At 59.0% G+C, this 22,809-nt stretch carries 18 protein-coding genes; 11 read left to right on the top strand and 7 right to left on the bottom strand.

All coding sequences use genetic code 11. The features are described from left to right. Window positions 1–65 precede the first annotated feature (65 nt). Window positions 66–1,496, bottom strand: a complete 1,431-nt coding sequence (locus EXN68_RS20795) for a mannose-1-phosphate guanylyltransferase/mannose-6-phosphate isomerase (RefSeq protein ID WP_142842665.1) — start codon at window positions 1,494–1,496, stop codon at window positions 66–68. A gap of 459 nt (window positions 1,497–1,955) precedes the next feature. Between EXN68_RS20795 and EXN68_RS20790 the strand changes: the two genes are divergently transcribed. The 7 genes from EXN68_RS20790 (at window position 1,956) to EXN68_RS20760 (ending at window position 10,689) form a co-directional block, all read left to right on the top strand. Beyond that, entirely contained in the window at window positions 1,956–4,244 is a 2,289-nt protein-coding gene (locus EXN68_RS20790; protein WP_142842664.1) for an NADP-dependent malic enzyme, read from the top strand. A gap of 392 nt (window positions 4,245–4,636) precedes the next feature. Next, window positions 4,637–5,476 (top strand): transporter substrate-binding domain-containing protein, encoded by an 840-nt coding sequence (locus EXN68_RS20785; protein WP_142842663.1) that lies wholly within the window; start codon window positions 4,637–4,639, stop codon window positions 5,474–5,476. Window positions 5,477–5,668: 192 nt separating this feature from the next. Continuing rightward, window positions 5,669–6,412 carry an amino acid ABC transporter permease gene (locus tag EXN68_RS20780; RefSeq protein WP_142842662.1) on the top strand — a complete coding sequence of 248 codons (744 nt, stop codon included), beginning with the start codon at window positions 5,669–5,671 and terminating at the stop codon, window positions 6,410–6,412. Continuing rightward, complete coding sequence (locus tag EXN68_RS20775) at window positions 6,409–7,191, top strand: amino acid ABC transporter permease (RefSeq protein WP_142842661.1); 783 nt, start codon at window positions 6,409–6,411, stop codon at window positions 7,189–7,191. Before EXN68_RS20780 ends, EXN68_RS20775 begins: the two co-directional genes overlap by 4 nt. A 12-nt stretch (window positions 7,192–7,203) precedes the next feature. Then, on the top strand, window positions 7,204–8,001 hold the full coding sequence (locus EXN68_RS20770) for an amino acid ABC transporter ATP-binding protein (RefSeq protein ID WP_142842660.1): 798 nt from the start codon (window positions 7,204–7,206) through the stop codon (window positions 7,999–8,001). A gap of 4 nt (window positions 8,002–8,005) precedes the next feature. Further along, a complete protein-coding gene (locus EXN68_RS20765) occupies window positions 8,006–9,352 on the top strand; it encodes an MmgE/PrpD family protein (protein WP_142842659.1) in 1,347 nt (448 codons plus the stop codon). A gap of 26 nt (window positions 9,353–9,378) precedes the next feature. After that, window positions 9,379–10,689 carry an LLM class flavin-dependent oxidoreductase gene (locus EXN68_RS20760; RefSeq protein ID WP_142842658.1) on the top strand — a complete coding sequence of 437 codons (1,311 nt, stop codon included), beginning with the start codon at window positions 9,379–9,381 and terminating at the stop codon, window positions 10,687–10,689. A gap of 82 nt (window positions 10,690–10,771) precedes the next feature. On the opposite strand, the gene EXN68_RS20755 is transcribed toward EXN68_RS20760, so the two are convergent. Next, window positions 10,772–12,508 (bottom strand): methyl-accepting chemotaxis protein, encoded by a 1,737-nt coding sequence (locus EXN68_RS20755; RefSeq protein ID WP_142842657.1) that lies wholly within the window; start codon window positions 12,506–12,508, stop codon window positions 10,772–10,774. 330 nt (window positions 12,509–12,838) lie between these two features. Between EXN68_RS20755 and EXN68_RS20750 the strand changes: the two genes are divergently transcribed. Continuing rightward, entirely contained in the window at window positions 12,839–14,092 is a 1,254-nt protein-coding gene (locus EXN68_RS20750; protein ID WP_142842656.1) for an NAD(P)/FAD-dependent oxidoreductase, read from the top strand. Between the two features lie 49 nt (window positions 14,093–14,141). On the opposite strand, the gene EXN68_RS20745 is transcribed toward EXN68_RS20750, so the two are convergent. Both EXN68_RS20745 and EXN68_RS20740 read right to left on the bottom strand, forming a co-directional pair. Continuing rightward, window positions 14,142–14,675: a hypothetical protein gene (locus EXN68_RS20745; protein WP_142842655.1), complete on the bottom strand. Its 534-nt coding sequence runs from the start codon at window positions 14,673–14,675 to the stop codon at window positions 14,142–14,144. Between the two features lie 68 nt (window positions 14,676–14,743). Next, on the bottom strand, window positions 14,744–14,968 hold the full coding sequence (locus EXN68_RS20740) for an aa3-type cytochrome c oxidase subunit IV (RefSeq protein ID WP_161991423.1): 225 nt from the start codon (window positions 14,966–14,968) through the stop codon (window positions 14,744–14,746). Between the two features lie 414 nt (window positions 14,969–15,382). On the opposite strand from EXN68_RS20740, the gene EXN68_RS20735 reads away from it, so the two are divergent. Together EXN68_RS20735 and EXN68_RS20730 are read left to right on the top strand one after the other, a co-directional pair. Then, complete coding sequence (locus EXN68_RS20735; RefSeq protein WP_142842653.1) at window positions 15,383–15,922, top strand: TRAP transporter small permease subunit; 540 nt, start codon at window positions 15,383–15,385, stop codon at window positions 15,920–15,922. A 32-nt stretch (window positions 15,923–15,954) separates the two neighbouring features. Continuing rightward, window positions 15,955–17,436: a TRAP transporter large permease gene (locus EXN68_RS20730; RefSeq protein ID WP_142842652.1), complete on the top strand. Its 1,482-nt coding sequence runs from the start codon at window positions 15,955–15,957 to the stop codon at window positions 17,434–17,436. A 389-nt stretch (window positions 17,437–17,825) separates the two neighbouring features. On the opposite strand, the gene EXN68_RS20725 is transcribed toward EXN68_RS20730, so the two are convergent. Then, window positions 17,826–18,920 carry a TRAP transporter substrate-binding protein gene (locus tag EXN68_RS20725; protein ID WP_142842651.1) on the bottom strand — a complete coding sequence of 365 codons (1,095 nt, stop codon included), beginning with the start codon at window positions 18,918–18,920 and terminating at the stop codon, window positions 17,826–17,828. Window positions 18,921–19,212: 292 nt separating this feature from the next. Between EXN68_RS20725 and EXN68_RS20720 the strand changes: the two genes are divergently transcribed. After that, a complete protein-coding gene (locus tag EXN68_RS20720; RefSeq protein ID WP_142842650.1) occupies window positions 19,213–19,968 on the top strand; it encodes a gamma-glutamyl-gamma-aminobutyrate hydrolase family protein in 756 nt (251 codons plus the stop codon). 118 nt (window positions 19,969–20,086) lie between these two features. Here the strand turns inward: EXN68_RS20720 and EXN68_RS20715 are convergent, their stop codons facing one another. Together EXN68_RS20715 and EXN68_RS20710 are read right to left on the bottom strand one after the other, a co-directional pair. After that, window positions 20,087–21,118, bottom strand: a complete 1,032-nt coding sequence (locus EXN68_RS20715; RefSeq protein ID WP_142842649.1) for an ABC transporter permease — start codon at window positions 21,116–21,118, stop codon at window positions 20,087–20,089. 32 nt (window positions 21,119–21,150) lie between these two features. Continuing rightward, a complete protein-coding gene (locus EXN68_RS20710) occupies window positions 21,151–22,692 on the bottom strand; it encodes a sugar ABC transporter ATP-binding protein (protein WP_142842648.1) in 1,542 nt (513 codons plus the stop codon). Window positions 22,693–22,809: the final 117 nt, after the last annotated feature.

The raw sequence follows: 22,809 nt of genomic DNA, 5'->3' as shown, positions 1-22,809 counted from the left end.
AAAAGGCGAGCCGGACAGCAGTCCGACTCGCCTTCGATCATACGGATTTCATACGGCCGGCGATATTATTGCCGCTTGTAATCATCCTCGATGCGGATGACATCATCCTCGCCGATATAGGCTCCAGTCTGGATTTCAACCAGTTCAAGCGGGATCTGCCCCTCATTGGCAAGCCGGTGCGGCTGGCCGATCGGGATATAAACCGACTGGTTTTCCGTCAGCAGCTTCGTTTCTTCGCCAATCGTCACCGTCGCCGTTCCCTTGACGACGATCCAGTGTTCCGAACGGTGATAATGTTTCTGGAACGAGATGCGGTGGCCGGGATCGACCGTGATATGGCCCACCCGGTAGCGCTCGTCCACATACATGTGTTCGATATAACCCCAGGGACGATAAACGCGTTTGTGCGTCTGCGTCTGCGGCGCATGGTCGCCGTCCTTCAGCGTCTCCACCAGCCCTTTCACATCCTGCACCCGGTTTTTCGGCACCACCAGAACCGCATCCTTGGTGGCCACCACCACCAGATCCTTGGCGCCCACCACTGTCGTCAGCAATTGCGTGGAGTGAATGAGGCAGCCCTCGGAATCGATGAACACGCCATCGCCCTCGAGCGCATTGTCATTGCCGTGCTTGTCGGCAATCTCCCAGATCGCGTCCCAGCTGCCGATATCCGACCAGCGGAAATGGCCATGCACCACCGCCATGCGTTTGGTTTTTTCAATCACCGCATAATCGATGGAGTTTTTCGGCGAAGCCTCGAAGCTTTCCTGATGCAAGCGAACAAAGCCAAGGTCGCTTTCATATTGCTCGACCGCCTGCGTCACTGCCGAAAGAATCTCCGGCGCGAAGGCCGTGAGTTCGGCGATCATCACGTCGGAGCGGAACAGGAAGTTGCCGGAGTTCCAGAGATACCCTTTTTCCAGATAGGAAATCGCCGTCTTCATGTCAGGTTTTTCCACGAAGGCATCGACGGCGCTGAGATCGGCCTCACCGTCGATCGCCTCACCCGGCTTGATATAACCATAGGAAGTGCGCGGCTCGGTCGGCACCAGACCGAAGACGACGATATTGCCCTGATCGGCGGCTTTTGCGCCGAGTTTCACGGCGTCGGAAAACTTGTCGGCATCAAGCACCACATGGTCGGCGGCAAGCGCCAGTACCAGGCATCCTGGCTCACGGCGCTCGGCCAGAACGGCGGCTGCGGCCATGGCGGCGGCGCTGTCGCGGCGGGCAGGCTCCAGCACCACCGTTGCCGGCAGGTCGATCTCTTCGGCCTGACGGCGGGCGAAGAAACGGAAATCCTCATTGGTGATCACCAGCGGCTCGGCATAAAGCCCCTTGTCGCCCACCCGCATCAACGTCTGTTGATAGGTCGAAAGATTGCCGACCAACGGCTGGAACTGCTTGGGCAGCTGGTCACGCGAAACAGGCCAGAGCCGCGAACCAGCACCGCCAGCAAGAAGAACCGGCGTGATCTTTCGAGAGTGTTCCTTCACAATAAAACCTTTCCAACTCTAAAAAATTTCCCGGCGCGCCGGACAATATACATATTTGCCAATGCTGCCATCATCGGTTCACGGGCACACAAGCGCAAGCTCATAAATTCGCCCTGTGAAAGCTTGGTGAATAGATGGCAAGGGCAGCTGGAGGGCATGTATATTGCCTGCGGGTTCCTCCGCTAACGCAAGGTCGCTTGTGAGGTTCCATCCGATGCGGCACGAAAATATCGCGGAAAATGGGAACCCCCTTTCGGCAGCGGGAGCACTGATCCACCGAACCTGCCGACCCCGCGCCAGGCGAAGAATATTGACTTAATCGATTGAATCGGCCGCAAATTTCATCACGCTTAAATTTGCTGCACTGAACAACATTCAAGGCTTGGCAGGCGTGCAAAAAATACCATAACAACAACGAATATTTTTATACTGATAACGACAGGAAAGCGCACACAGCCCATGTCCGATACGCCAAAAACCGCCAGCACCAGAACATCGGTTACGGATCAGGAAGCCCTGGATTTCCACTCTGAGGGCAGACCGGGGAAACTGGAAATCACCCCGACCAAGCCGATGGCGACGCAGCGGGATCTGTCGCTCGCCTATTCGCCGGGCGTGGCTGTTCCGGTGAAAGCCATCGCCGAAAATCCGGCAACGGCTTACGATTATACGACACGTGGCAACATGGTGGCGGTCATCTCCAACGGCACCGCGATCCTCGGTCTCGGCAATCTCGGCGCGCTCGCCTCCAAGCCGGTCATGGAAGGCAAATCGGTCCTCTTCAAGCGCTTCGCCGATGTCGATTCCATCGACCTCGAGGTCGATACCGAAGATGCGGATGAATTCATCAATTGCGTGCGTTACCTCGGCCCATCCTTCGGCGGCATCAATCTGGAAGACATCAAGGCGCCGGAATGTTTCATCATCGAAAGCCGCCTGCGCGAGCTGATGGATATTCCCGTTTTCCATGACGACCAGCACGGCACCGCCATCATCGCCGCCGCCGGTCTCATCAACGCCATTGAGCTGACCGGCCGCGATTTCAAGACGACGAAACTGGTCTGCAATGGCGCGGGCGCTGCTGCCATCGCCTGCATGGACCTTATCAAGGCCATGGGCTTCAACCCGGAAAACATCACGCTTTGTGATACCAAGGGCGTGATCTATCAGGGCCGCACCGAAGGCATGAACCAGTGGAAATCCGCCCATGCGGTAAAAACCAATGATCGCACGCTGGCGGAAGCCATGAAGGGTGCGGATGTGGTCTTCGGCCTGTCGCAGAAGGGCGCTTTCAGCGAAGACATGATCCGCTCCATGGCGCCGAAGCCGATCATCTTCGCCATGGCCAATCCGGACCCGGAAATCACACCGGAAGAAGTTTCACGCATCCGCGACGACGCCATCATGGCGACCGGCCGTTCGGATTATCCGAACCAGGTCAACAATGTCCTCGGCTTCCCCTACATCTTCCGCGGCGCGCTCGATGTGCGCGCCCGCCAGATCAACGACGCGATGAAGATCGCCGCCGCGCAGGCGCTGGCCGATCTCGCCCGTGAAGACGTGCCTGACGATGTGGCCGCCGCCTATCAGGGCAACCGCCCGCGTTTCGGGCCGCAATATATCATTCCCGTTCCCTTCGATCCGCGTCTGATCTCGGCCATTCCGGTGGCCGTGGCGAAAGCCGCCATCGAGACCGGCGTCGCCCAGCGCGAACTGCCTGATCTCGACGCCTATGCCCGCGAGCTTTCCGCCCGCCGCGACCCGATGGCCTCGACGACGCAGCGTCTTTACGAGCGCGTGCGCCGCTCGCCAAAGCGCGTGGTCTTTGCCGAAGCGGAAGAAGAACAGGTCATGCGCGCGGCGATTTCGTTCACCGCTCAAGGTCTTGGCACCGCCATCCTGCTCGGCCGCGACGATATCATCAAGGCCAATGCCGAACGTGCCGGCATCGATCTCGACCGCGCCAATATCGAGATCACCAATGCCCGCCTCTCCAGCCGCGTCGATGCCTATGTCGATTATCTCTATGCGCGGCTGCAACGCGGCGGCTTCCTGCTGCGCGACGTGCAGCGCCTGATCCACAATGACCGTAACCACTTCGCCGCCTGCATGGTGGCGATGGGCGATGCGGACGCCGTGGTCACCGGCGTTACCCGTAACTATTCGACGGCGCTCGAGGATATCCGCCGCTGCATCAACACCAAGCCCGGCCATCGCGTCATCGGCGTTTCGCTGGTTGTCTCGCGCAACCGCACCGTATTCGTCGCCGATACCGCCGTACACGACATGCCGTCGGCCGAAGACCTGGCTGATATCGCCGAAGAGGCAGCCGGCCTCGCCCGCCGTTTCGGTTACGAACCGCGTGTCGCCATGCTTGCCTATTCCACCTTCGGCCAGCCGACCGGCGAGCGTTCCGACAAGGTGCGCGAGGCGGTGAAAATCCTCGACCGGCGCAACGTCAATTTCGAGGTCGACGGCGAGATGTCGGCCGATGTGGCGCTGAACCATCATCGCATGCAGAGCCAATATCCCTTCGCCCGCCTTTCCGGCCCGGCCAACGTTCTGGTCATGCCGGCCATCCATTCCGCCTCCATCTCCACCAAGATGCTGCAGGAACTGGGCGGCGCAACCGTCATCGGCCCGCTTCTCGTCGGCCTCGACAAGTCGGTGCAGATCACCTCGATGGGTGCGAAGGACAGCGATATCGTCAACATGGCCGCGATCGCGGCTTATAACGCCGGGAGATAAGCACAGGGCGTGCCACTTGTTTCTTCTCCCCGCCGGGGAGAAGGTGGCCCGAAGGGTCGGATGAGGGGGGCAACGTTGCCGTATCTCACGACCCTTGCCCCCTCATCCCGCTGCCGCGACCTTCTCCCCCTCGGGGAGAAGAAATAGGCGGCATTCGTTCGTTTTCCCATTGGCCATTCGGTCGACAAACGGTGTCCGGATTGTCCTGCGCGCCCTTACGGCAGACGCAGACAAAGAACAGGATTCTACGATTTTAAATTATTAGGATATTTTTTCGCCCTCAAAGCTTTATTGGAACACGATTTTATTCATAGTATTTTTTGCGCAATGCCAATTCTCGCTCTTGGCGGGTGCCTCATGTAGTTTCCACCTACAATCAAAAGGAAATACCCATGGCCCTCTCTTTTTCCAGATTTGCCGCAAAACTCATTGCCGGAACCGTCGTCATCGCTTCGATGGCCACTGCCGCCCATGCGGATGCAACGCTTGACCGTATCAAGGGTCGCGGCAAGCTCACCGTCGGTGTCATCCTCTCTGGTGCGCCTTTCGGTTTCATCGATCCGAAGACGCAGGAGCAGAAGGGCCTCAACATCGATGTCGCCAAGGCGCTGGCTGCCGGCCTCGGCGTCGAGTTGGTCACCGAAACCGTTACCCCGCCCAACCGCGTACAGTTCCTGCAGCAGGGCAAGGTCGACATTCTCATCGCCAACATGCAGTACACCGAAGAACGCGCCAAAACCCTCGATTACGTGCAGACCCCGTATGACCGCCAGGGTGGCGCCGCCATCGGCCGCAAGGACAGTGGCATCAAGGACTGGTCGGATCTGAAGGGCAAGATTGCCTGCGTATCGCAGGGCTCCAACTACACCCAGCCGCTGATCGAGCAGTATGGCGCGCAGGTTAAGGCGCTGCCGAGCCAGCCGGAATCGCTGCTGGCGCTGAAGGGCGGCAATTGCGATGTTTCCGTTCACGTCAACGGCACGCTGAGCCTGATGCTGCAGGACCGCGCCGACGAGTGGAAGGATTACGGCATTCTTATTCCCACCGACCTCATCCCTTCCGATTCCGTGATCTGGCTGCGCAAGGGTGAGGCTGACACGCAGGCCGCTCTGGACAAGATCGTCAAGGAGCTGCACGCTTCCGGCAAGATGATCGAATTCGCCAAGGCGAACCGCCTGCCAAGCATCGGCTACATGGAAGAGCAGCAGAAGAAGCTTTCCGCCGCGCAATAAGACCGACGCAGGGTCTCTCCGTTTCATGCCTCTCGTCACCGCAGGGTGAGGATGATGCCGAACACGCGGAGTGATTTCCCATGACCATCAGGAACGGCCGGTTTCGCCTGCCGTTCTTTTCTGCTTTATAACAAGGCAGGCCATTCTGGCGCCGCCCGCCGGGCGGTTCCGCGATAACAGCATGGATTTCCGATGCAGGATTCATTTACAGCGCGCTTCATTGAACTCGCCGCGCATCTCGGCCTCAACTATGATTTTCTGAACAGCGGTTACGAGGTTCAGATCTGGCTTGACGGCATGAAGATGACGCTCATCCTCGTCGCCGTCACTTTGCCGCTCAGCCTCATCTTCGGCTTCATTTTCGCGGCCATGCTGACATCAGGCAAAGTCTGGCTCGCCGGCCCGGTGCGCGCCTATGTGGAACTGACGCGCAACACGCCGACGCTGGTGCAGCTGATGTGCGGTTTCCTCGTGCTTAACATGCTGATTTCCAACGTGCTGGGCGGCGCGCAGAACAACCCGCTGACGCCATTCTTCTGGGTCGTCGCCATCACCGGCCTGCATATCGCCGCCTTCCATGCGGAGGCCTTGCGCGGCGGCATCGAAGCGGTTCCAGCCACCACCATCGAAGCGGCGCGCGCGATCGGTTTCAGCTCCTTCGAGATTTTACGCTATGTGGAGTTTCCGCTGGCGATCCGCACGGCGCTGCCCTCGATCATCAATAATCTCGTCAATCTGGTGAAGCTCACCACGGTCGGTTCGGCAATTGCGGTCGGTGAAATCACCTATGCCTCGATCCTGATCTGGACGCAGCGCGACAATGTGGTCGAGCTGATGCTCGTTATCCTCCTTTTCTTCAGCGTCATCAATTTCATCGTCGCAAGGGCCGGTCTCTGGCTTGAGCGGCGCCTTGCGGTTCCGGGGTTCGGTCAATGAGCGCGGTGGTTTCTCAAACGCGGGCGGCAAAAAAGCTGCCCTTCGGCACCATTCTGCTGCTCGGCGTGCTGATATCAGTCATTCTGTGGCTGATCCTCGATCCGTCGCTCGGTCAGGTGCTGCTGCAATGGCTGCCCTATCTGGCCAAGGGTTTCGCCATGAACGTGCTGATCAGCATCCTTGCGATCGCCATCGGCACGTTCATCGGCGTCCTGCTCGGCATCATGGAGCTTGCGCCCTATCGCCTCGTGCGCGCACCGGCGCTCACCTATGTGCAGATCTTCCGCAACGCCCCGCATCTGGTGCTGATCTTTGCCGCGACCTACATCTTCCCCTTCGAGATCGTCGCCTTCGGCAATTACATTCCGTTTCCGGACTGGATCAAGGCCGTGGTCGGGCTTGCCATTCCGGCCAGCGCTCATATTGCCGAAATCACCCGCGGCGCCATCCAGTCCATCCCCACCGCGCAATGGGAAGCCGCCCAGGGTCTTGGTTTTTCACGCAATCAGACCCTGCGCTGGATCATCCTGCCGCAATGCGTGAAACGTTCGCTGCCGCCATGGATGAACCTTTATGCCTCGATCACCATGGGCACGGCGCTTGCCTCACTGGTCGGCGTGCATGAGTTGCTGCATGCCGCAACAGACGCCAGCACCGCCGTGCAGCGCAACGATTTCACCGTCGTGGTCTATCTCACCGTTCTGATGGCGTTCTTCCTGTTCTGCTATCCCGTCTCCCGTTTCACGCAGCGCCTCGAGCGGCGCTTCGCTTCCCGCTGATTGGAACAAGCCATGTCCGCACCCGCACCACAAACCGCCCAAGCGCTTGTCGAACTCGAAGGAATTCATCTCTCCTTCGGCGACAACCAGGTCCTGAAAGGCATCGACCTCACGGTCAACAAGGGCGACGCCGTTTCCATCATCGGCCCTTCCGGCTCCGGCAAGTCCACTATCCTGCGCTGCATCAACGGCCTGCTCATCCCGCAATCCGGCAAGATCACCGTTGGTGGCACCCGGGTAGACCAGCTGAAGACCGAGGCCGAGCGCATCGCACTGCGCAAGCGTATCGGCATCGTCTTCCAGCAGTTCAACCTCTTCCCGCATCTGACCGTCATGGAAAACATCACCATCGCGCCGATCAAAATCCTCGGCACACCGAAGGCTGAAGCCGAGCGTCATGCTCGCGAACTGCTGGAAAAGGTCCGCCTTTCCCAGAAGGTCGATGCCTATCCCGGCCAGCTTTCCGGCGGCCAGCAGCAACGCGTGGCGATTGCCCGCGCTCTTGCCATGCGACCGGAACTGGTGCTGTTTGATGAGGTCACCTCGGCGCTGGACCCGGAAACCGTGGGCGAGGTGCTCGCCGTCATCCGCGATCTCGTCAATGACGGCATGACCAGCATTCTCGTGACCCATGAAATGCGCTTTGCCGAGGAAATCAGCGACAAGATCGTGTTCACCGAAAACGGCCTGATCGTTGACCAGGGCACGCCTGATCATATCTTCTACAAGTCGACCAATCCGCGCATCAACGCCTTCGTCAAGGGTCTGGGAGGACAGGCGGCACGGCTCAATGATGGCGAGGGGATCTGACACCATGGCCACCGAAGAAAAACTCACCCTTCAACTGGCCGAAGCCATCGCCGCGTCTGATCCGCTGCGCGACGATGAGGCGGTGACGATTGCCCGCACGGCGTTGATCGATTTTTTCGCCTGCGTACTGGGCGGTGCTGCCGACAGAAGCACGAAAATTCTGATCGATACCTTCACGACAGGCACGCAAGGCACGGCCGGCATCATCGGCCATGACCTGCGCACAGACGTCTTTACCGCCGCCCTCATCAACGGCCATGCCGGCCATGTGCTTGATTATGATGATGTGCATGGCAGCGTGCGCGGCCACCCCACCGTCGCCATCATTCCCGCACTTCTGGCCGTTGCGGTCGAGGAAAATTCGACGGCGGACGCCTTTATCGCCGCCTATATTGTCGGGCTGGAGACGATGGCGCGGATTGGCTTGTCGCTTGGCACCAAACATTACGAAAACGGCTTCCACGCCACCGCCACGCTCGGCCCTATCGGCGCTGCCGCTGCCATCGCCCATCTTCTGAAATTCGATCCGCAGACCACAGCGGTCGCACTTGGCCTTGCCGCCACGCAATCGGCCGGGCTGCGTCTGCAATTCGGGTTCGATGCCAAGCCGCTGCATGCCGGGCTTGCCACCCGCGCCGGCCTCACCGCCGCGCGGCTGGCACGCTCAGGGTTTCAGGGCGCACCGGATTTTCTGGAAAACCCCATCGGCTTTTATTCCGCCTTCGCCTTTGGTGCAGAGCAACCCAAACGGGTCCTGTCTGGCTGGGGCGCGCCCTGGCAGATCGTCTCGCCTGGCTTGACGCTCAAAGCCTTTCCCTGCTGCACCGCCGCCCACCCCGTCGCCGTCGGCGCGCTGGCACTGCGTAACGCGCATGATCTGACGCCGGACGAGATCGAAACTGTTATCATCACCTTCCCGCCGGGCGGAGATGCCGCCCTTGTCGGCACCGCCACGCCCGCTACCGGCATCGATGCGCGCTTCAGCCCCGAATATGTTTTTGCCGCAGCGCTTGCCGATGGAGCACTCGGGATTGGCCATTTCGACGAGCGCCCTGTTCGTGCCGACCTGCTTACACTTTCGGCAAAAGTCTCGCGCCGGCATGATGAAACAGCCCGCCGCCTGTCCCCCGATCCGACCACCCGTTTCGTGGTCATCGATGTGACAAAGAAAGACGGAACATTGCTGTCACGCCGCATCGACGGCCTGCCCGGTATCGACGATCCGACGGAGAAATTCGCCGATGCCACCGGCGGCAATGAGAAATTCGCCGAAATTCCGGCACTGGTGCGTTCCATGAAAACCGCAGCCGATCTCAGGAAGCTCGAAACGCTTCTGGCAACTGAAATATAACACGACCGACATGAAGGCATGACCCCATGACCAATACGACCCGCAAAAGACAGATGCATCTCGGCCTTTTCCTGCAGGGCGCCGGGCACCACGTTTCCGGCTGGCGTCACCCCGATGCGGAGGCTGGCAGCGAGAATTTTGACCTGCTCACCCGCGTCACGAAAATGGCGGAAGCAGCGAAGTTCGACATGGTTTTTCTGGCCGACGGACTGACCAGCGGCGTTGACGCGCATCCTTCCATGATTGCCCGCTTCGAGCCGCTGACCCTGCTTGCCGCCCTTGCCATGGTGACAGACAAGATCGGGCTGGCCGCCACCGCCTCCACCACCTATGGCGAGCCCTATCACACCGCCCGCGCCTTCGCTTCCATCGATCATCTCAGCCACGGCCGCGCGGCGTGGAACATCGTCACCACATCCTATGCCCGCACGGCGGCCAATTTTTCCAAGGACCACCCCGAGCATGACGAACGTTATGCGGTGGCGGAAGAATATGTGAATGTCGTTCGCGGGCTGTGGGACAGCTGGGATGACGACGCCTTCGTCAAGGACAAGCAGGCGGGCCGTTACGTCGATCCGGAAAAGGTCCATATCCTCAATCATGAGGGCAAATATTTCACGGTCAAGGGGCCGCTCAATATTCCACGCTCGCCGCAGGGCCACCCGGTTCTCATACAGGCCGGCTCTTCCGGGCCGGGGCAGGATCTCGCCGCCCGCACCGCCGATATCGTCTTCACCGCCCAGCAGGCGATTTCCGAAGCGCAGGCCTTTTATACGAGCCTTAAAGCCCGCGTGGAGAAATTCGGCCGCAATCCGGCAAGTGTGGCCGTGATGCCGGGCTTCATGCCGATCATCGGCAGCAGCTTCGAAGAGGCCGGTGAAAAGCTGAAGGAACTGAACCGCTGGACGGACATCAAGAGCGCCATGCCGCTGCTTGAAGAACGCATCGGCCACAGCCTTGCAGATTACGATCTCGATGGTCCGCTGCCGGACCTACCGATCTCCGACCAGCTGCGCAGCCGCGCCGAACTTCTGACAGAGCTGGCGCGCCGTGAAAAGCTGACGATCCGCGAACTGGCTTTGCGTGTCGCCGCCGGTCGCGGCCACCACATTGTCATGGGTACGGCAAAAGATGTGGCCGACCGCATGCAGCAATGGTTTGAAAATGGTGCGGCCGATGGCTTCAACGTCATGCCGCCCTTCTTCCCCGGCGGGCTGGAAGAGTTCAACCGCGAGGTCGTGCCGCTTTTGCAGGAGCGCGGCCTGTTCCGCAGGGATTACGAGGGCACGACGCTGCGTGACCATCTCGGCATTGATCGTCCGGTATTGCGGACATAACGGCGTGCGGATGCCTTTGACCAAAGGCACCCGCATCACCAGATTTCATCGATAAGTCAGGGCGGGCAGAAGCCCCGCCCTGTCACGCGGCAGCGCGTCCTGATTGTTGATCGCGCCGGCCGGCATTTGAAAATTCCGACCGGACGGACGATCCGTCTTCACGCTGAATGTTACGACGGTTCAGTTTGAACAGGCTGACAAGCTGCGCAAGCACATCGGCACCCTGAGCCAGCGTGGCACTAATTGCGGTGGTGCGCGCGCTCATCGCGGCATTTTCCTGCGTCATCCGGTCGAGCCGGTTGACCGCCTTGTTGATTTCGCTGATGCCAACGGCCTGTTCGTCGGCCGCCTTTGAAATCATCTCGACATTGCCGTCGATGTGCCTGACCAGCGCGTCGATCTGCTTCAGCGCCTCACCGGTTTCGCCGACCAGCCTGACGCCTTCCAGAACCTCGCTGCCGGAATTGTTGATGAGCGCCTTGATTTCCTTGGCGGCATTGGCGGAACGTTGTGCAAGTTCGCGCACTTCCTGTGCCACCACGGCAAAACCCTTGCCTGCCTCACCTGCACGTGCTGCTTCAACACCGGCATTCAGTGCCAGAAGGTTGGTCTGGAAAGCGATTTCATCGATAACACCGATGATCTGGCTGATTTCCCGCGATGCCGTCTCGATGCGCTGCATGGCATCCACCGTCCGTTCGACCACTTCCGTGGAGGCCACCGTGGATGTCCGCGCGCTCTGCACGAGTTTGCGCGTTTCCTTCATGTTCTCGGTGGAGGAGCGAACCGTCGCGGTTATCTCTTCAAGCGCCGCTGAGGTCTCTTCCAGCGCCACCGCCTGCTCGCGGGAGCGTTCTGCGAGATTGACGGAGGCTTCGCTGACTTCCTGGCTGCTGCGGGTCAGGTCGCCGGTCTGGCCGAGAACATTCTCCAGCGTTTTCTGGAATTCCGCGATGGACTTGTTGAAGTCCCGCCGCAGCCCTTCGAACTCGCCGACGAACGGCTTGTCCAGCGTGACGCGGATGTTGCATTGGGAAAGCCGCTCCAGCGCCGCGCCGAGCTCTTCCACGGCATGCACCCGGTCCGACACGTCGAAGGCGAATTTGGCAACCTTGAAGACCTGTCCCCGATCATCGAGGATCGGGTTGTACGAAGCCTGGATGAAGATGCGTTTGCCATCCTTGCCAAGCCGCATGAACTGGCCGGTGGAGAAACGGCCGGTTCGCAGGTCTTCCCAGAAGGTGCGGTATTCCATCGACCCGGCATATGAGGGTTCGCAGAACATCGAGTGGTTCTTGCCGATGATCTCCTGCGCCTGATATCCCATCGCTTCGAGGAAATTTTCGTTGGCGCTGAGGATCGTTCCATCGGGCGAAAATTCGATCATGGCCTGGGCACGGGAGAGCGCCGCGAGCTTGCCGTTATCATCGGCGCTCTGGCGCTTGATGGCCGTAATGTCGGTTGCGATCTTGACGACCTTGTAGGGTTTGCCGAAACGGAAGACCGGATTGTAGGAGGCTTCGATCCAGATATCCGCACCGCTTTTCGCACGCCGACGATATTGACCCTTGTCATGCTCGCCGCGGGCCAGTTTTTCCCAGAAGGTCTTGTATGACGCAGACGCTGCATCTTCGGCGGAAAGGAATGTGCGGTGATGGAGCCCGACGATCTCGTTTTGGCTATAGCCGATGGCCTTGCAAAAATTATCGTTCGCTTTGAGCACCTTGCCGGTCAGATCAAACTCGATGATGGCCTGTGAGCGGTTCAGGGCTTCCAGCACCGCAGATGCATCCAAACCAAATTTAGAAAAATGAGACATGCTTTCGAACCCCCAACAATGATCAGTTTGCGGACCTCCTCAACCCTGAATTAGACAAGAGATGAAACTGATCGGTCTGCCCGCACGCAAACTAGCTCGACACCGTTAAATAGCGATTAATGATGAGCTATAACCATCGTCTCACAGGTCTAATCTGCCGCTAAAAAACCGAAAGGCCCGAACCCCTCCGGCATGCGGCATCCCCCCAGATGTGGACCGCTTATTTGCCACAGTGCTGATATTTCTGCGGCTGCGGCGCAATGCGGCCTTTCATTGAAACCGCATTCATTGTTATGGCGGGCCTGAAAGATTTGTGTTGCAGGAGCGCTAATGACCAAAACCCTGAAATGCGACGTGCTGGTGATCGGCACCGGCATTATCGGTTCCATGGCGGCGCTTTACCTGCAAAATGCCGGACGAGAGGTTGTGCTTCTCGAACGTGGCGAAGTTGCCGGCGGTGCAAGTTCCGGCAATGCCGGCATTCTGGCCTTTCCGGAAATCATCCCCATTCCCTCCCCCGGCATCATGAAAAAAGCGCCGCGCTGGCTTTTCGATCCGCTCGGCCCGCTCAGCGTGCCACCAGCCTATGCTGCAAAGATCGCCCCCTGGCTCTGGCGTTTCTGGCGTGCCAGCGCCGAGCGCAACTTTCGTCATGGGCTGAGGGTACTCAGCGAGATCAACCGGCTGGCAGCCAGTGAAATGGCGCATGTCGCCGCCATGCCGGAGCTTTCGTCCCTCGTTTCGAAAACCGGCACACTCGATCTTTATGACACAGAAGCAAGCTTGAATGCTGCGGCGAGGGGCTGGGAAGAAAAACAACGCGCCGGGTTCTCCTTTGAGCGTGTCGGCCGCAGTGAGATAGACGAGCTGCAGCCGGGCCTTGCCCCGCAGTTCCGCCACGCCATGTTCTCCCCAGATGGCCTGCAGGTCTCCGACCCCCTTGATTTCACCCGCGCCATTTTCGATCTGGTGATTGCCCGGGGCGCAAGCCTGCGCAAGGGTGAGGCGGAACGCATCGACGCCGTTGGCGAAAGCACGATCGTCACCCTCGAAAATGGCGACAAGATCGATGCCGACAGGGTGGTAATCGCCTGCGGCGCCTGGTCGAAGAAACTTGCCGCGACGCTTGGCAATATCGTGCCGCTGGAAACCGAGCGCGGTTACAACACCACCCTGCCCGCCGGTGCCTTCAACCTGACGCGCCAGCTCTATTTCAACGATCACGGCTTTGTCGTGACACCGCTGTCTTCAGGCATCCGCGTCGGCGGTGCGGTCGAGCTTGGCGGACTGGAGCTGGAGCCGAATTTCAAGCGGTCGGAAGCGATGCTGAAAAAGGCGGGGCGTTTCCTGCCCGGTCTCAAGGTGGAAGGCGGAACGCAATGGATGGGTTTCCGTCCGTCAATGCCGGACTGTCTTCCCGTCATCAGCACAGCGCGTACCACGCCCTCAGTCATCTACGCCTTTGGCCATGGCCATCTGGGACTGACGCAATCAGCAGCCACGGCCCGCCTCGTGACCCAGCTGGCAAACGGCGAGGAGACCGCGATTTCGGTCGATCCTTTCCGACCGGGGCGTTTTTCGTAAGGGAAGAACGCGAAGCCCGCCTTGAAGCGGCCTGACAGCAATATGCGGGTTATTTTACCGGCTGCATGGAATCATCAGGGAATTCCACCGTAGCGAAGGACGGATAGACTTTTCGCAGGATCGTAACCTGCTGCTGATCGCTCACGCGTAGCAGATACCAGTCCGTGCCATCCATCAAGGCGAGTGTATGGGATTTCGCCTCAATCGTCTGGCCGCCGGTTTCCATCACCGTCTTTGTCGGAATGAGCGCATAGGGCCTTCCATCAGGCGTCTGCTCAACGCTGATCGCCCCTTTATCCATGGTAAATTCGGTTATCTTGACCGCCGCGAGCGCCATCTGCATCTGCGTCGTCAGGGCGCTGCGCAATTGTTCGACGGTCACGCCCCCATCGCTTGCGATAAACTCGAAGATTTTGGGCGGCACCGTCTTGCCGACGGTGTCGAAATCCTGCCCGTTCAAGGCGGCGCTGAACCGTTCAATCTGCGTATGCAGCCTGTCTTGCTCAGACGGCAAAAGATCCCGCGACAGAACGGGCTGCGAAAGCGCCGCAAACAGGATGAGGCAGGATAACAGGCGCTTCATGACTAGCCTTTCCGATGTCCGGCGTCGCCTGGTTTCCACACCGGGAAACCACTCGCGAAGGAGATCGTTCAGCGCAACAGAATGAAGCCTGCGGCCGAGAGCACCAGAAATACGATAAGACCACCAAGAAAACCCGCAGAGGTGAAGAAGCCAGCGACCATGGCCAGCATCAGCACGCACAGGAGCATGGTGCCGTATTTCGTCAAAGCCAGAAAGCCGTTATAGGTCTTTTCGTGCTCGACGTAATTCATCTCGGCGCCAACTTCGACCGGACCCGTGTGGTGTTCGCTCATTCCGCTTCCCCTTTGCTCCATCCGTCATGCCGTCATAAAAGACGATTTCTCCCGCGTATGATTACGGGCTCATGCCGGACTCTCCGTAGCCAGAGGTAACATGAAGTCGTCGAAAAGCGCAATGCGTTCTCTGTGAAAGAACATCGCGTCGCCAGGGCGATACGGAACAAACAGAACAGCACCGGCAATTGAACAATGGTCCTACGCCAATAGTCGAATAGAGGCGTTATTTGGACCGTTTTGTGGCGGTTTTGGTTGCTTTTCAAGCAGCCTGCCCATACACGGATTCCGTGGGGAGGAATCTGGAATTTGCAGGAGCGGACAGGCGTGGAAGCGCGGCCGCCCCGAGGAAGTTCCCGGCTTTCTTCTTCGCCATAACCCGCAAAGGGCCCGGCAAGGGAAGAGGGGAAAGTCATGAAATCGCTTTTAAAAATAAGTGCTTTGATAGACCTTGCGAGCGAAGCTCTGGGCAAGGTCGCCGGTTACCTGGTGCTCATCTGCTGCCTTGTCAGCGCCGGCAACGCCATGGTTCGTTATGCCTTCAATTACAGTTCGAACGGCTGGCTGGAAATCCAGTGGTACATGTTCGCCTTCATCGTGCTGATCGGCGCATCCTATACGCTGCGCATGAACGAGCATGTACGTGTCGACATCATCTATGGGGCGATTTCGCCGCGCAACCGCATCTGGGTGGATATTATCGGCATCGTGCTGTTCCTGCTGCCCGGCTGCTTTTATCTGGCCTGGCTGTCCTGGCCCATGTTCACGCTCTCCTGGCATCAGGGCGAAATGTCCTCCAATGCCGGCGGCCTCATCCGCTGGCCCGTGAAACTCGTCATCTTCGCCGGTTTCGCCCTGCTGGTTCTTCAGGGGTTTTCAGAACTCATCAAGCGCATAGGCGCCCTCAACGGGCTTTATGCGCTCGATACGAAGTATGAAAAGCCCCTGCAATGATCGCGCCGATCTGAACCTTCAGGATATTTCCCATGTTTGAATATGGTATTCTTCCACCTCTGATGTTCCTCGGCATGATCATCTTCATGCTTTACGGATTTCCGGTTGCCTTCTCACTTGCCACTGTCGGCCTCGTCTTCGGTGTCATCGGCATCTTCACCGAGCATTTTTCGCCGGCCTTTCTGCAGGCCTTGCCGTTGCGCATCTTCGGCATCGTCTCCAACGACCTTCTGCTCGCCATCCCCTTCTTCACCTTCATGGGCGCAATCCTCGAGCGATGCGGACTGGCGGAGGATCTGCTTGAGGGAACCGGCAAGCTGTTCGGCGCCATTCCCGGTGGTCTCGCATATGCCGTCATCATCGTCGGCGCGATCCTCGGCGCAATCACCGGCACGGTTGCCGCCTCCGTCATCACCATGGGCGTCATCTCGCTGCCGATCATGCTGAAATACGGTTATAATCCGCGGCTTGCCACCGGCGTCATCGCCGCATCGGGCACGATCACGCAGGTCATCCCGCCGTCCCTCGTCCTCATCGTTCTCGCCGACCAGCTCGGCAAATCCGTCGGCGACATGTATCTCGGCGCAATCGGCCCATCGATTCTGCAGGTGGCGATCTTCATGCTCTTCATCTTCGTGATGTCGATGTTGCGACCGAAGGATTTGCCGGCGCTGCCGCCGGAAGCGCGTGGCGAACTCAACCGGGCGCTGGTGTTCCGCGTGCTGGCGGGCATGATCCCCTCCATCGTGCTGATCTTCCTTGTGCTCGGCACCATCTTCCTCGGCCTTGCCACCCCGACGGAGGCCGGCGCGCTCGGCGTCGTCGGCGCCATGGCGCTCGCCGCCGCCCACCGCCGCCTCACCTGGGATCTCGTCAAACAGGGCATGCATTCGACCATGCACATCACCTCGATGGTGGTGTTCATTCTCGTCGGCGCCACCTGCTTTTCCCTTGTCTTTCAGGGCATGGACGGCTCGCTGTGGATCGAGCATATGCTGTCAGGCATTCCGGGCGGCCCAATCGGCTTCCTGATCTTCGTCAATATCTTCATCTTCTTCCTTGCCTTCTTCCTCGATTTCTTCGAGATCGCCTTCATCGTCATTCCGATGCTGGCGCCGATCGCCCAGTCGCTCGGTATCGACCTGATCTGGTTCGGCGTGCTGATCTGCATCAACATGCAGACGAGCTTCATGCATCCGCCCTTCGGTTTTGCCCTGTTTTATCTGCGCTCCATCGCGCCGCGCTCGGTCAAGACATCGGATATCTACATGGGCGCCATCCCGTGGCTCGGCATGCAACTTATCCTCGTCGCCATCGTGATCTTCTGGCCGGAATCCGTCACCTACTGGCTCGACAAGGCGCCCGATGTGGATCTGAACTCCATCAAGATCGAAATCCCCGCTTTCGGCAATCAGGGCGGCAACACAATGCCCAATTTCGGCCTGCCTGGAGGCCAGCCGGGTGGATTGCCGGGCATGCCAAACCTCGGTGAACCGCCGAAGATCGGGCCGTAAGAGTCGTCTTGTAAGGGCTGGGCGAAACGCCTATGATTGTGGAGTGGAAGACAGGGTTCCAGCCCCGCCTTCCCTTTGCTTATCTGCTTAGAAAATTGAACCGGACGGAGACAGACCAGCCCGTCCGGTTCTTCCTAAACCAAAGCGTAATGCTCAGTGGTTTCCACATCACATCACCTCCACAGTTGAGAGCAAGGCCTTTGCCGAGGTCGGCGTGGCCTATCCTCGCCGACACTCCGGCTGGCCCCGGAGCCTGCTGCTTTTGCGCCCAATAGCTTGATCGTAAATCACCCTTTCTTGTCGGGCGCATGAAGGCTGACACGCAAACAAAAACCCCGGAAACCGAAGTTTCCGGGGCCTTTGCCAGGTCCGCCGCCGTCACTGAATAATCAGAGCTTACCGTTACGTTGCTGGATCATCATGAACGTATCGAAAGTGTATTCCGCAAGCTGCATCCAAAGGTAACCTTCGCGCTTGAACGCGACCTGGTCCTCGTAGATCTTCTTGAAGTCTGGATTGGTGGCAGAAATATTGGCGTACACTTCCAGTGCCGATTTGTAGCAGGCCTCGAGGATTTCCTGGCTGAACGGCCGCAATACGGCACCTTCCGAAACCAGCTGCTTGATGGCGATGGGGTTCTTGGCGTCGTATTTCGCCATCATGCTGGTGTTGGCGAAGGCGCAAGCATCCTGCAGCGCCATCTGGTAGTTCTTCGGCAGGCTGTTCCACTTGTCCAGATTGACGAAGGAGTGGATGACAGGGCCGCCTTCCCAGAAAGCCGGGTAATAGTAATATTTCGCCACCTTCTGGAAGCCGAGCTTGTGGTCGTCGTAAGGGCCGACCCATTCGGCGGCATCGATGGTGCCTTTTTCCAGCGCCGGGTAGATGTCACCGCCGGCGATCTGCTGCGGCACGACGCCGAGCTTTTCCACCACCTTGCCGGCGAGACCGGCAATACGCATCTTCACGCCCTTGAAATCCTCAACGGTATTGATTTCCTTGCGGAACCAGCCGCCCATCTGGGCACCGGTATTGCCTGAGATCATGCCGTAAAGATTGTGCTTGGCGTAAAATTCGTTGAGCAGCTTGTTGCCGTTGCCTTCGTAGAACCAGGAATTGGTCAGGCGGGCATTAAGGCCGAAGGGTATCGCCGTGCCGATGGCGAAGGTCGGGTCCTTGCCGACGTAATAATAGGAGCAGGTGTGGCACATTTCCACCGTGCCTGACGACACGGCATCGGCCGCCTGCAGGCCGGGCACGATTTCACCGGCAGCAAAGGGCTGGATGGTGAAATTGCCATCCGTTGCCGCGGCAACATGTTTGGCTATGTCCTCGGCGCCGCCATAGATCGTGTCGAGCGATTTCGGAAACGACGACGTCAGACGCCAGTTAATCTTGGTATTTTGCTGTGCAATGGCGGGCGCGGCCAGAGCCGTAGCGGCTCCCGCAAGCGCACCTTTTTTCATAAAGGAACGGCGATCCATCTATATCCTCCCAGATATGAACGCTGCCCGCAGCTTGAATTCCCCTCTTTGCTGTTCAGGCATCGCAGCAAAGTAAGCACGGTTACCGCCCGGCTGACAAGCACCCGCCCCAAGAATTAATCGCGGAAAACCGGCCTTTTCGGAAAGTCTCCTTCGTATTTTATTTGCAACTGAAATATCCTCGCGCCGCCTTATACTTTAGGCGCATCCACTACCGGCAAAACGCAAAACACCTGCTTGACTTGGTTCACCGGCAGTCGCACAAATTTCGAAGATTCGCCCCGGAGCAACCATGCCAAAACCCATCATTGCCGTTCCCGCCGACATCAGGCATTTCACCGGAGCCGACTGGCACGCCGCGCAGAACCAGTATCTTTCCGCAGCTCTGAAGGTCGCCGGTGTCATGTCCTTCATCATTCCGGCCTTCGAGGACGGCAACGAGGTCGACGCCATTCTGGACCGGGTGGACGGCCTGCTCGTCTCCGGCTCGGCAACCAATGTTCACCCTGCCCTTTACGGAAAGGAAGCACGGGAAAGCGATGGTCCCTTCGATCCCGCGCGTGACGCGACCAGCCTGCCGCTCATCCGCCGCGCCATCGAACGCGGCATTCCGATGCTGGCGATCTGTCGCGGTATTCAGGAATTGAATGTCGCGCTTGGCGGCACGCTTGCTTCGGAAATTCAGGAACAGCCCGGCGTGTGGGATCACCGCAAGCCGGAACATGACGACCGCGACGTGGCCTTCGCCATTCGCCAGCCGGTGCAGGTGCGCGAAGGTTCGTGCATTGCGCAGCATCTTGGCATGTCGGGTGAAATCCAGATCAACTCACTGCACCGCCAGGCAATTGCCGAGACCGCGCCGCGCCTGCAGGTCGAAGCCACGGCGGCGGATGGCACCATCGAAGCCGTTTCCGTCATCGACGCCAAGGGCTTTGCGGTCGGCGTGCAATGGCATCCGGAATATTGGGCCGAGACGGATGCGCCGTCGCGCGCCCTGTTCGAGGCCTTCGGCAAGGCTGTTCACGAATACCGAAACAGCAAGGCGTAAAAAACGCCCCTTCCCTTCAAGGATCGCCCCTGCCCTTCAAGGCAAGCCGCATCTCCGACGCCAGCGCAAAAAAAGGGGCAAGCCTGAAAGCCTGCCCCAAGTCCGGGAGGAGGAGTGCTTAGCGCTTGGCGCGTTTCTTCTGTCGGTAGACGTCGGCGACGACGGCAGCGACGATGATCAGGCCTTTGACGATCTCCTGGTAATAGGCATCGACCCTGAGGAACGTGAAGCCGGATGTCATGACGCCGAGAATGATGGTGCCGATGACCGTTCCGGTGATGCGACCAGCGCCGCCCGCAAGCGATGTGCCGCCGATAACGGCTGCGGCGATGGCGTCGAGTTCATACATCACGCCCATGCCGGCCTGCGCCGTCTGTGCACGGGCTGCGGTGACGACACCGGCAAGACCGGCCAGCATGCCGGCAATGGCATAGACCTTGATCAGATGCGCCTCGATATTGATACCGGAAACGCGTGCCGCCTGCTGGTTAGCGCCGATCGCATAGGTGAACTTGCCATAACGCGTGTAACGCAGCGCGATATGGAAGATGATGGCGACGACGAGGAAAACGACGACCGGCCAGATGCCCGTACCGATGAAGTTGAAGCCATCGGTCAGGCCGGAGATCGGCTGGCCTTTGGTGTACCACTTGGAAAGACCGCGTGCCGTCACCATCATGCCGAGTGTTGCGATGAAGGGGGGGATTTTCGTTCGCGCGATAAGCTGCCCGTTGATGAACCCGGCCAAAGCCCCGGCCAAGATGCCGACAGCAAGCGGTATGAAGAATGGCAGGTCGGTGAGGCCCGGATAAAGCGCCCGCGGCCAGGTCGAGGATTGCGCCACACTGGCAGACAACATCGCTGTCAGACCGACAACCGAACCGGAAGACAGGTCGATGCCGCCGGTAATGATGACCTGCGTCACGCCAACGGCGATGATGCCGATCACCGACACCTGCAGGATCATGATCGTCAGGCGCTGCTGGTTCATCAGGAAGCTCTGGCCGATGAAAATCCAGCCGAGAATTTCATAGACCAGCGCGATGCCGATCAGCACAAAAAAGATATTGGCTTCCGGCGGTATGCGCCTGTGCGGCTTGCGTCCGGATTTTGCATCCAACTCTGCGTTGGCGGTGGCGTTCGTATTCATAGTTGTTCCTCCTCGAGAAATCCCGGCGCGCCTCACCGCGATGCGAGATCCATCACCTTCACCTGCGTGGCTTCACTTCTGTCAAGGAAACCCGTCACCCGACCCTCATGCATGACCATGACACGGTCGCTCATACCCAGAACCTCCGGCATTTCGGAGGAAATCATGATGACGGCGACGCCTTGACGCGCCATCTCGCAAACCAGCTTGTGAATCTCCGCCTTGGCCCCGACATCGATGCCGCGCGTCGGTTCATCCAGAATGAGGATGCGCGGCTTGGTCAGCATCCAGCGACCGATCAGCACCTTCTGCTGGTTACCGCCGGACAGGTTTTCGATACGCTCGTATAGATGCGGCGTCTTGACCCGCAGCTTGCGGCACATCTCTTCGCAGGCGTCCGAAAGGGCGTTTTCCTGCACGAAGCCATTGGCGACATATTTGTCCTGCAGGACGGCGATCTGCATGTTCTCCAGAATATTGAGGATCAGCAGACATCCCGTATCCTTGCGGTCCTCGGTCAGGAACGCCATGCGGTGGCGGATTGCCTCTGTCGGGCTGTCGATCGCAACCTGTTTACCGTCGATTGCAACGGTACCCGAGGAGGCCGGCGTAACGCCGAACACCGTCTCGGCAACATTGGAGCGTCCCGACCCGACAAGACCCGCAACACCTAAAATTTCGCCGGCGCGAACATCGAACGACACGTCATGGAACACACCATCAAGCGTCAAATTCTTGACCGACAGCACCACATCGCCGATCGGAACCTCCTCCTTCGGGAACATCTGCGTGATTTCGCGGCCCACCATCATGCGGATGATGTCATCGCGCGTCACATCGGTGGAAGCATGGGTGCCGATATATTTGCCGTCGCGAAAGACGGAAAACTCGTCAGCGATCTCGAACAGCTCGTTCATCTTGTGGGTGATGTAGACGATGCCGATGCCACGCTCCCTGAGGTCGCGGATAATGCGGAAGAGATGCTCGACCTCGCGTTCCGTCAGCGCCGATGTCGGCTCATCCATGATCAGAACGTCGGAATCGTAAGAAACCGCCTTGGCGATCTCGACCATCTGACGGCTCGCAACCGACAGCTCGCCGACGCGCGTTTCCGGATCGAGGTCGATACCAAGCCTTTCCAGAAGCGTCTCCGTGCGGCGGTACATTTCGCCATGGTCGATGAAACCAAACCGGTTTTTCGGCTCACGGCGGATCCAGATGTTTTCGGCCACCGTCATATAGGCCATCAGGTTGAGTTCCTGATGGATCATGGCAATGCCGTTTTCGAGCGCGTCGAGTGGGGAATCGAGGCGTATCGGAGCACCTTTAAGACGGATTTCACCAATGTCCGGCTGATAGATACCAGCGAGAATCTTCATCAGCGTCGATTTGCCGGCGCCGTTCTCGCCCATCAGCGCGTGCACGGTGCCGCGCTTGAGGTGGAACGACACATCATCAAGCGCCACGACGCCGGGAAATTCCTTGCGTATACCGTCCGCTGCCAGAAGAAATTCTGCATTCGGCACGGCGCCGCTGGCGCGCACGGCGGCCATTGTCGATGGACTGACGACCATCTCACCCTCCACAATAGACAAAAATGACCGGAAAATTGACCTGCAAAATCGCGGCCGTCCTCCGGGGAGGCTTACAGCGCCGTGTCACCGAAGACAGGCATGGGCGCTGTAACACTT

The organism is Martinezella rhizogenes, from assembly GCF_007002745.1.
In the GTDB taxonomy this organism is placed as follows: Bacteria; Pseudomonadota; Alphaproteobacteria; order Rhizobiales; family Rhizobiaceae; genus Agrobacterium; species Agrobacterium cucumeris.
This window is presented reverse-complemented; position numbering and strand designations above follow the sequence as displayed.

Excerpts from the sequence above, each read along its gene's own strand:
- EXN68_RS20790 (WP_142842664.1), top strand. The coding sequence starts at position 1,956 with ATGTCCGATACGCCAAAAACCGCCAGCACCAGAACATCGGTTACGGAT.
- EXN68_RS20755 (WP_142842657.1), bottom strand. The coding sequence starts at position 12,508 with ATGTCTCATTTTTCTAAATTTGGTTTGGATGCATCTGCGGTGCTGGAA.
- EXN68_RS20735 (WP_142842653.1), top strand. The coding sequence starts at position 15,383 with ATGAAATCGCTTTTAAAAATAAGTGCTTTGATAGACCTTGCGAGCGAA.
- EXN68_RS20770 (WP_142842660.1), top strand. The coding sequence starts at position 7,204 with ATGTCCGCACCCGCACCACAAACCGCCCAAGCGCTTGTCGAACTCGAA.
- EXN68_RS20710 (WP_142842648.1), bottom strand. The coding sequence starts at position 22,692 with ATGGTCGTCAGTCCATCGACAATGGCCGCCGTGCGCGCCAGCGGCGCC.
- EXN68_RS20780 (WP_142842662.1), top strand. The coding sequence starts at position 5,669 with ATGCAGGATTCATTTACAGCGCGCTTCATTGAACTCGCCGCGCATCTC.
- EXN68_RS20730 (WP_142842652.1), top strand. The coding sequence starts at position 15,955 with ATGTTTGAATATGGTATTCTTCCACCTCTGATGTTCCTCGGCATGATC.
- EXN68_RS20760 (WP_142842658.1), top strand. The coding sequence starts at position 9,379 with ATGACCAATACGACCCGCAAAAGACAGATGCATCTCGGCCTTTTCCTG.
- EXN68_RS20715 (WP_142842649.1), bottom strand. The coding sequence starts at position 21,118 with ATGAATACGAACGCCACCGCCAACGCAGAGTTGGATGCAAAATCCGGA.
- EXN68_RS20775 (WP_142842661.1), top strand. The coding sequence starts at position 6,409 with ATGAGCGCGGTGGTTTCTCAAACGCGGGCGGCAAAAAAGCTGCCCTTC.
- EXN68_RS20765 (WP_142842659.1), top strand. The coding sequence starts at position 8,006 with ATGGCCACCGAAGAAAAACTCACCCTTCAACTGGCCGAAGCCATCGCC.
- EXN68_RS20745 (WP_142842655.1), bottom strand. The coding sequence starts at position 14,675 with ATGAAGCGCCTGTTATCCTGCCTCATCCTGTTTGCGGCGCTTTCGCAG.
- EXN68_RS20725 (WP_142842651.1), bottom strand. The coding sequence starts at position 18,920 with ATGGATCGCCGTTCCTTTATGAAAAAAGGTGCGCTTGCGGGAGCCGCT.
- EXN68_RS20740 (WP_161991423.1), bottom strand. The coding sequence starts at position 14,968 with ATGAGCGAACACCACACGGGTCCGGTCGAAGTTGGCGCCGAGATGAAT.
- EXN68_RS20750 (WP_142842656.1), top strand. The coding sequence starts at position 12,839 with ATGACCAAAACCCTGAAATGCGACGTGCTGGTGATCGGCACCGGCATT.
- EXN68_RS20720 (WP_142842650.1), top strand. The coding sequence starts at position 19,213 with ATGCCAAAACCCATCATTGCCGTTCCCGCCGACATCAGGCATTTCACC.
- EXN68_RS20785 (WP_142842663.1), top strand. The coding sequence starts at position 4,637 with ATGGCCCTCTCTTTTTCCAGATTTGCCGCAAAACTCATTGCCGGAACC.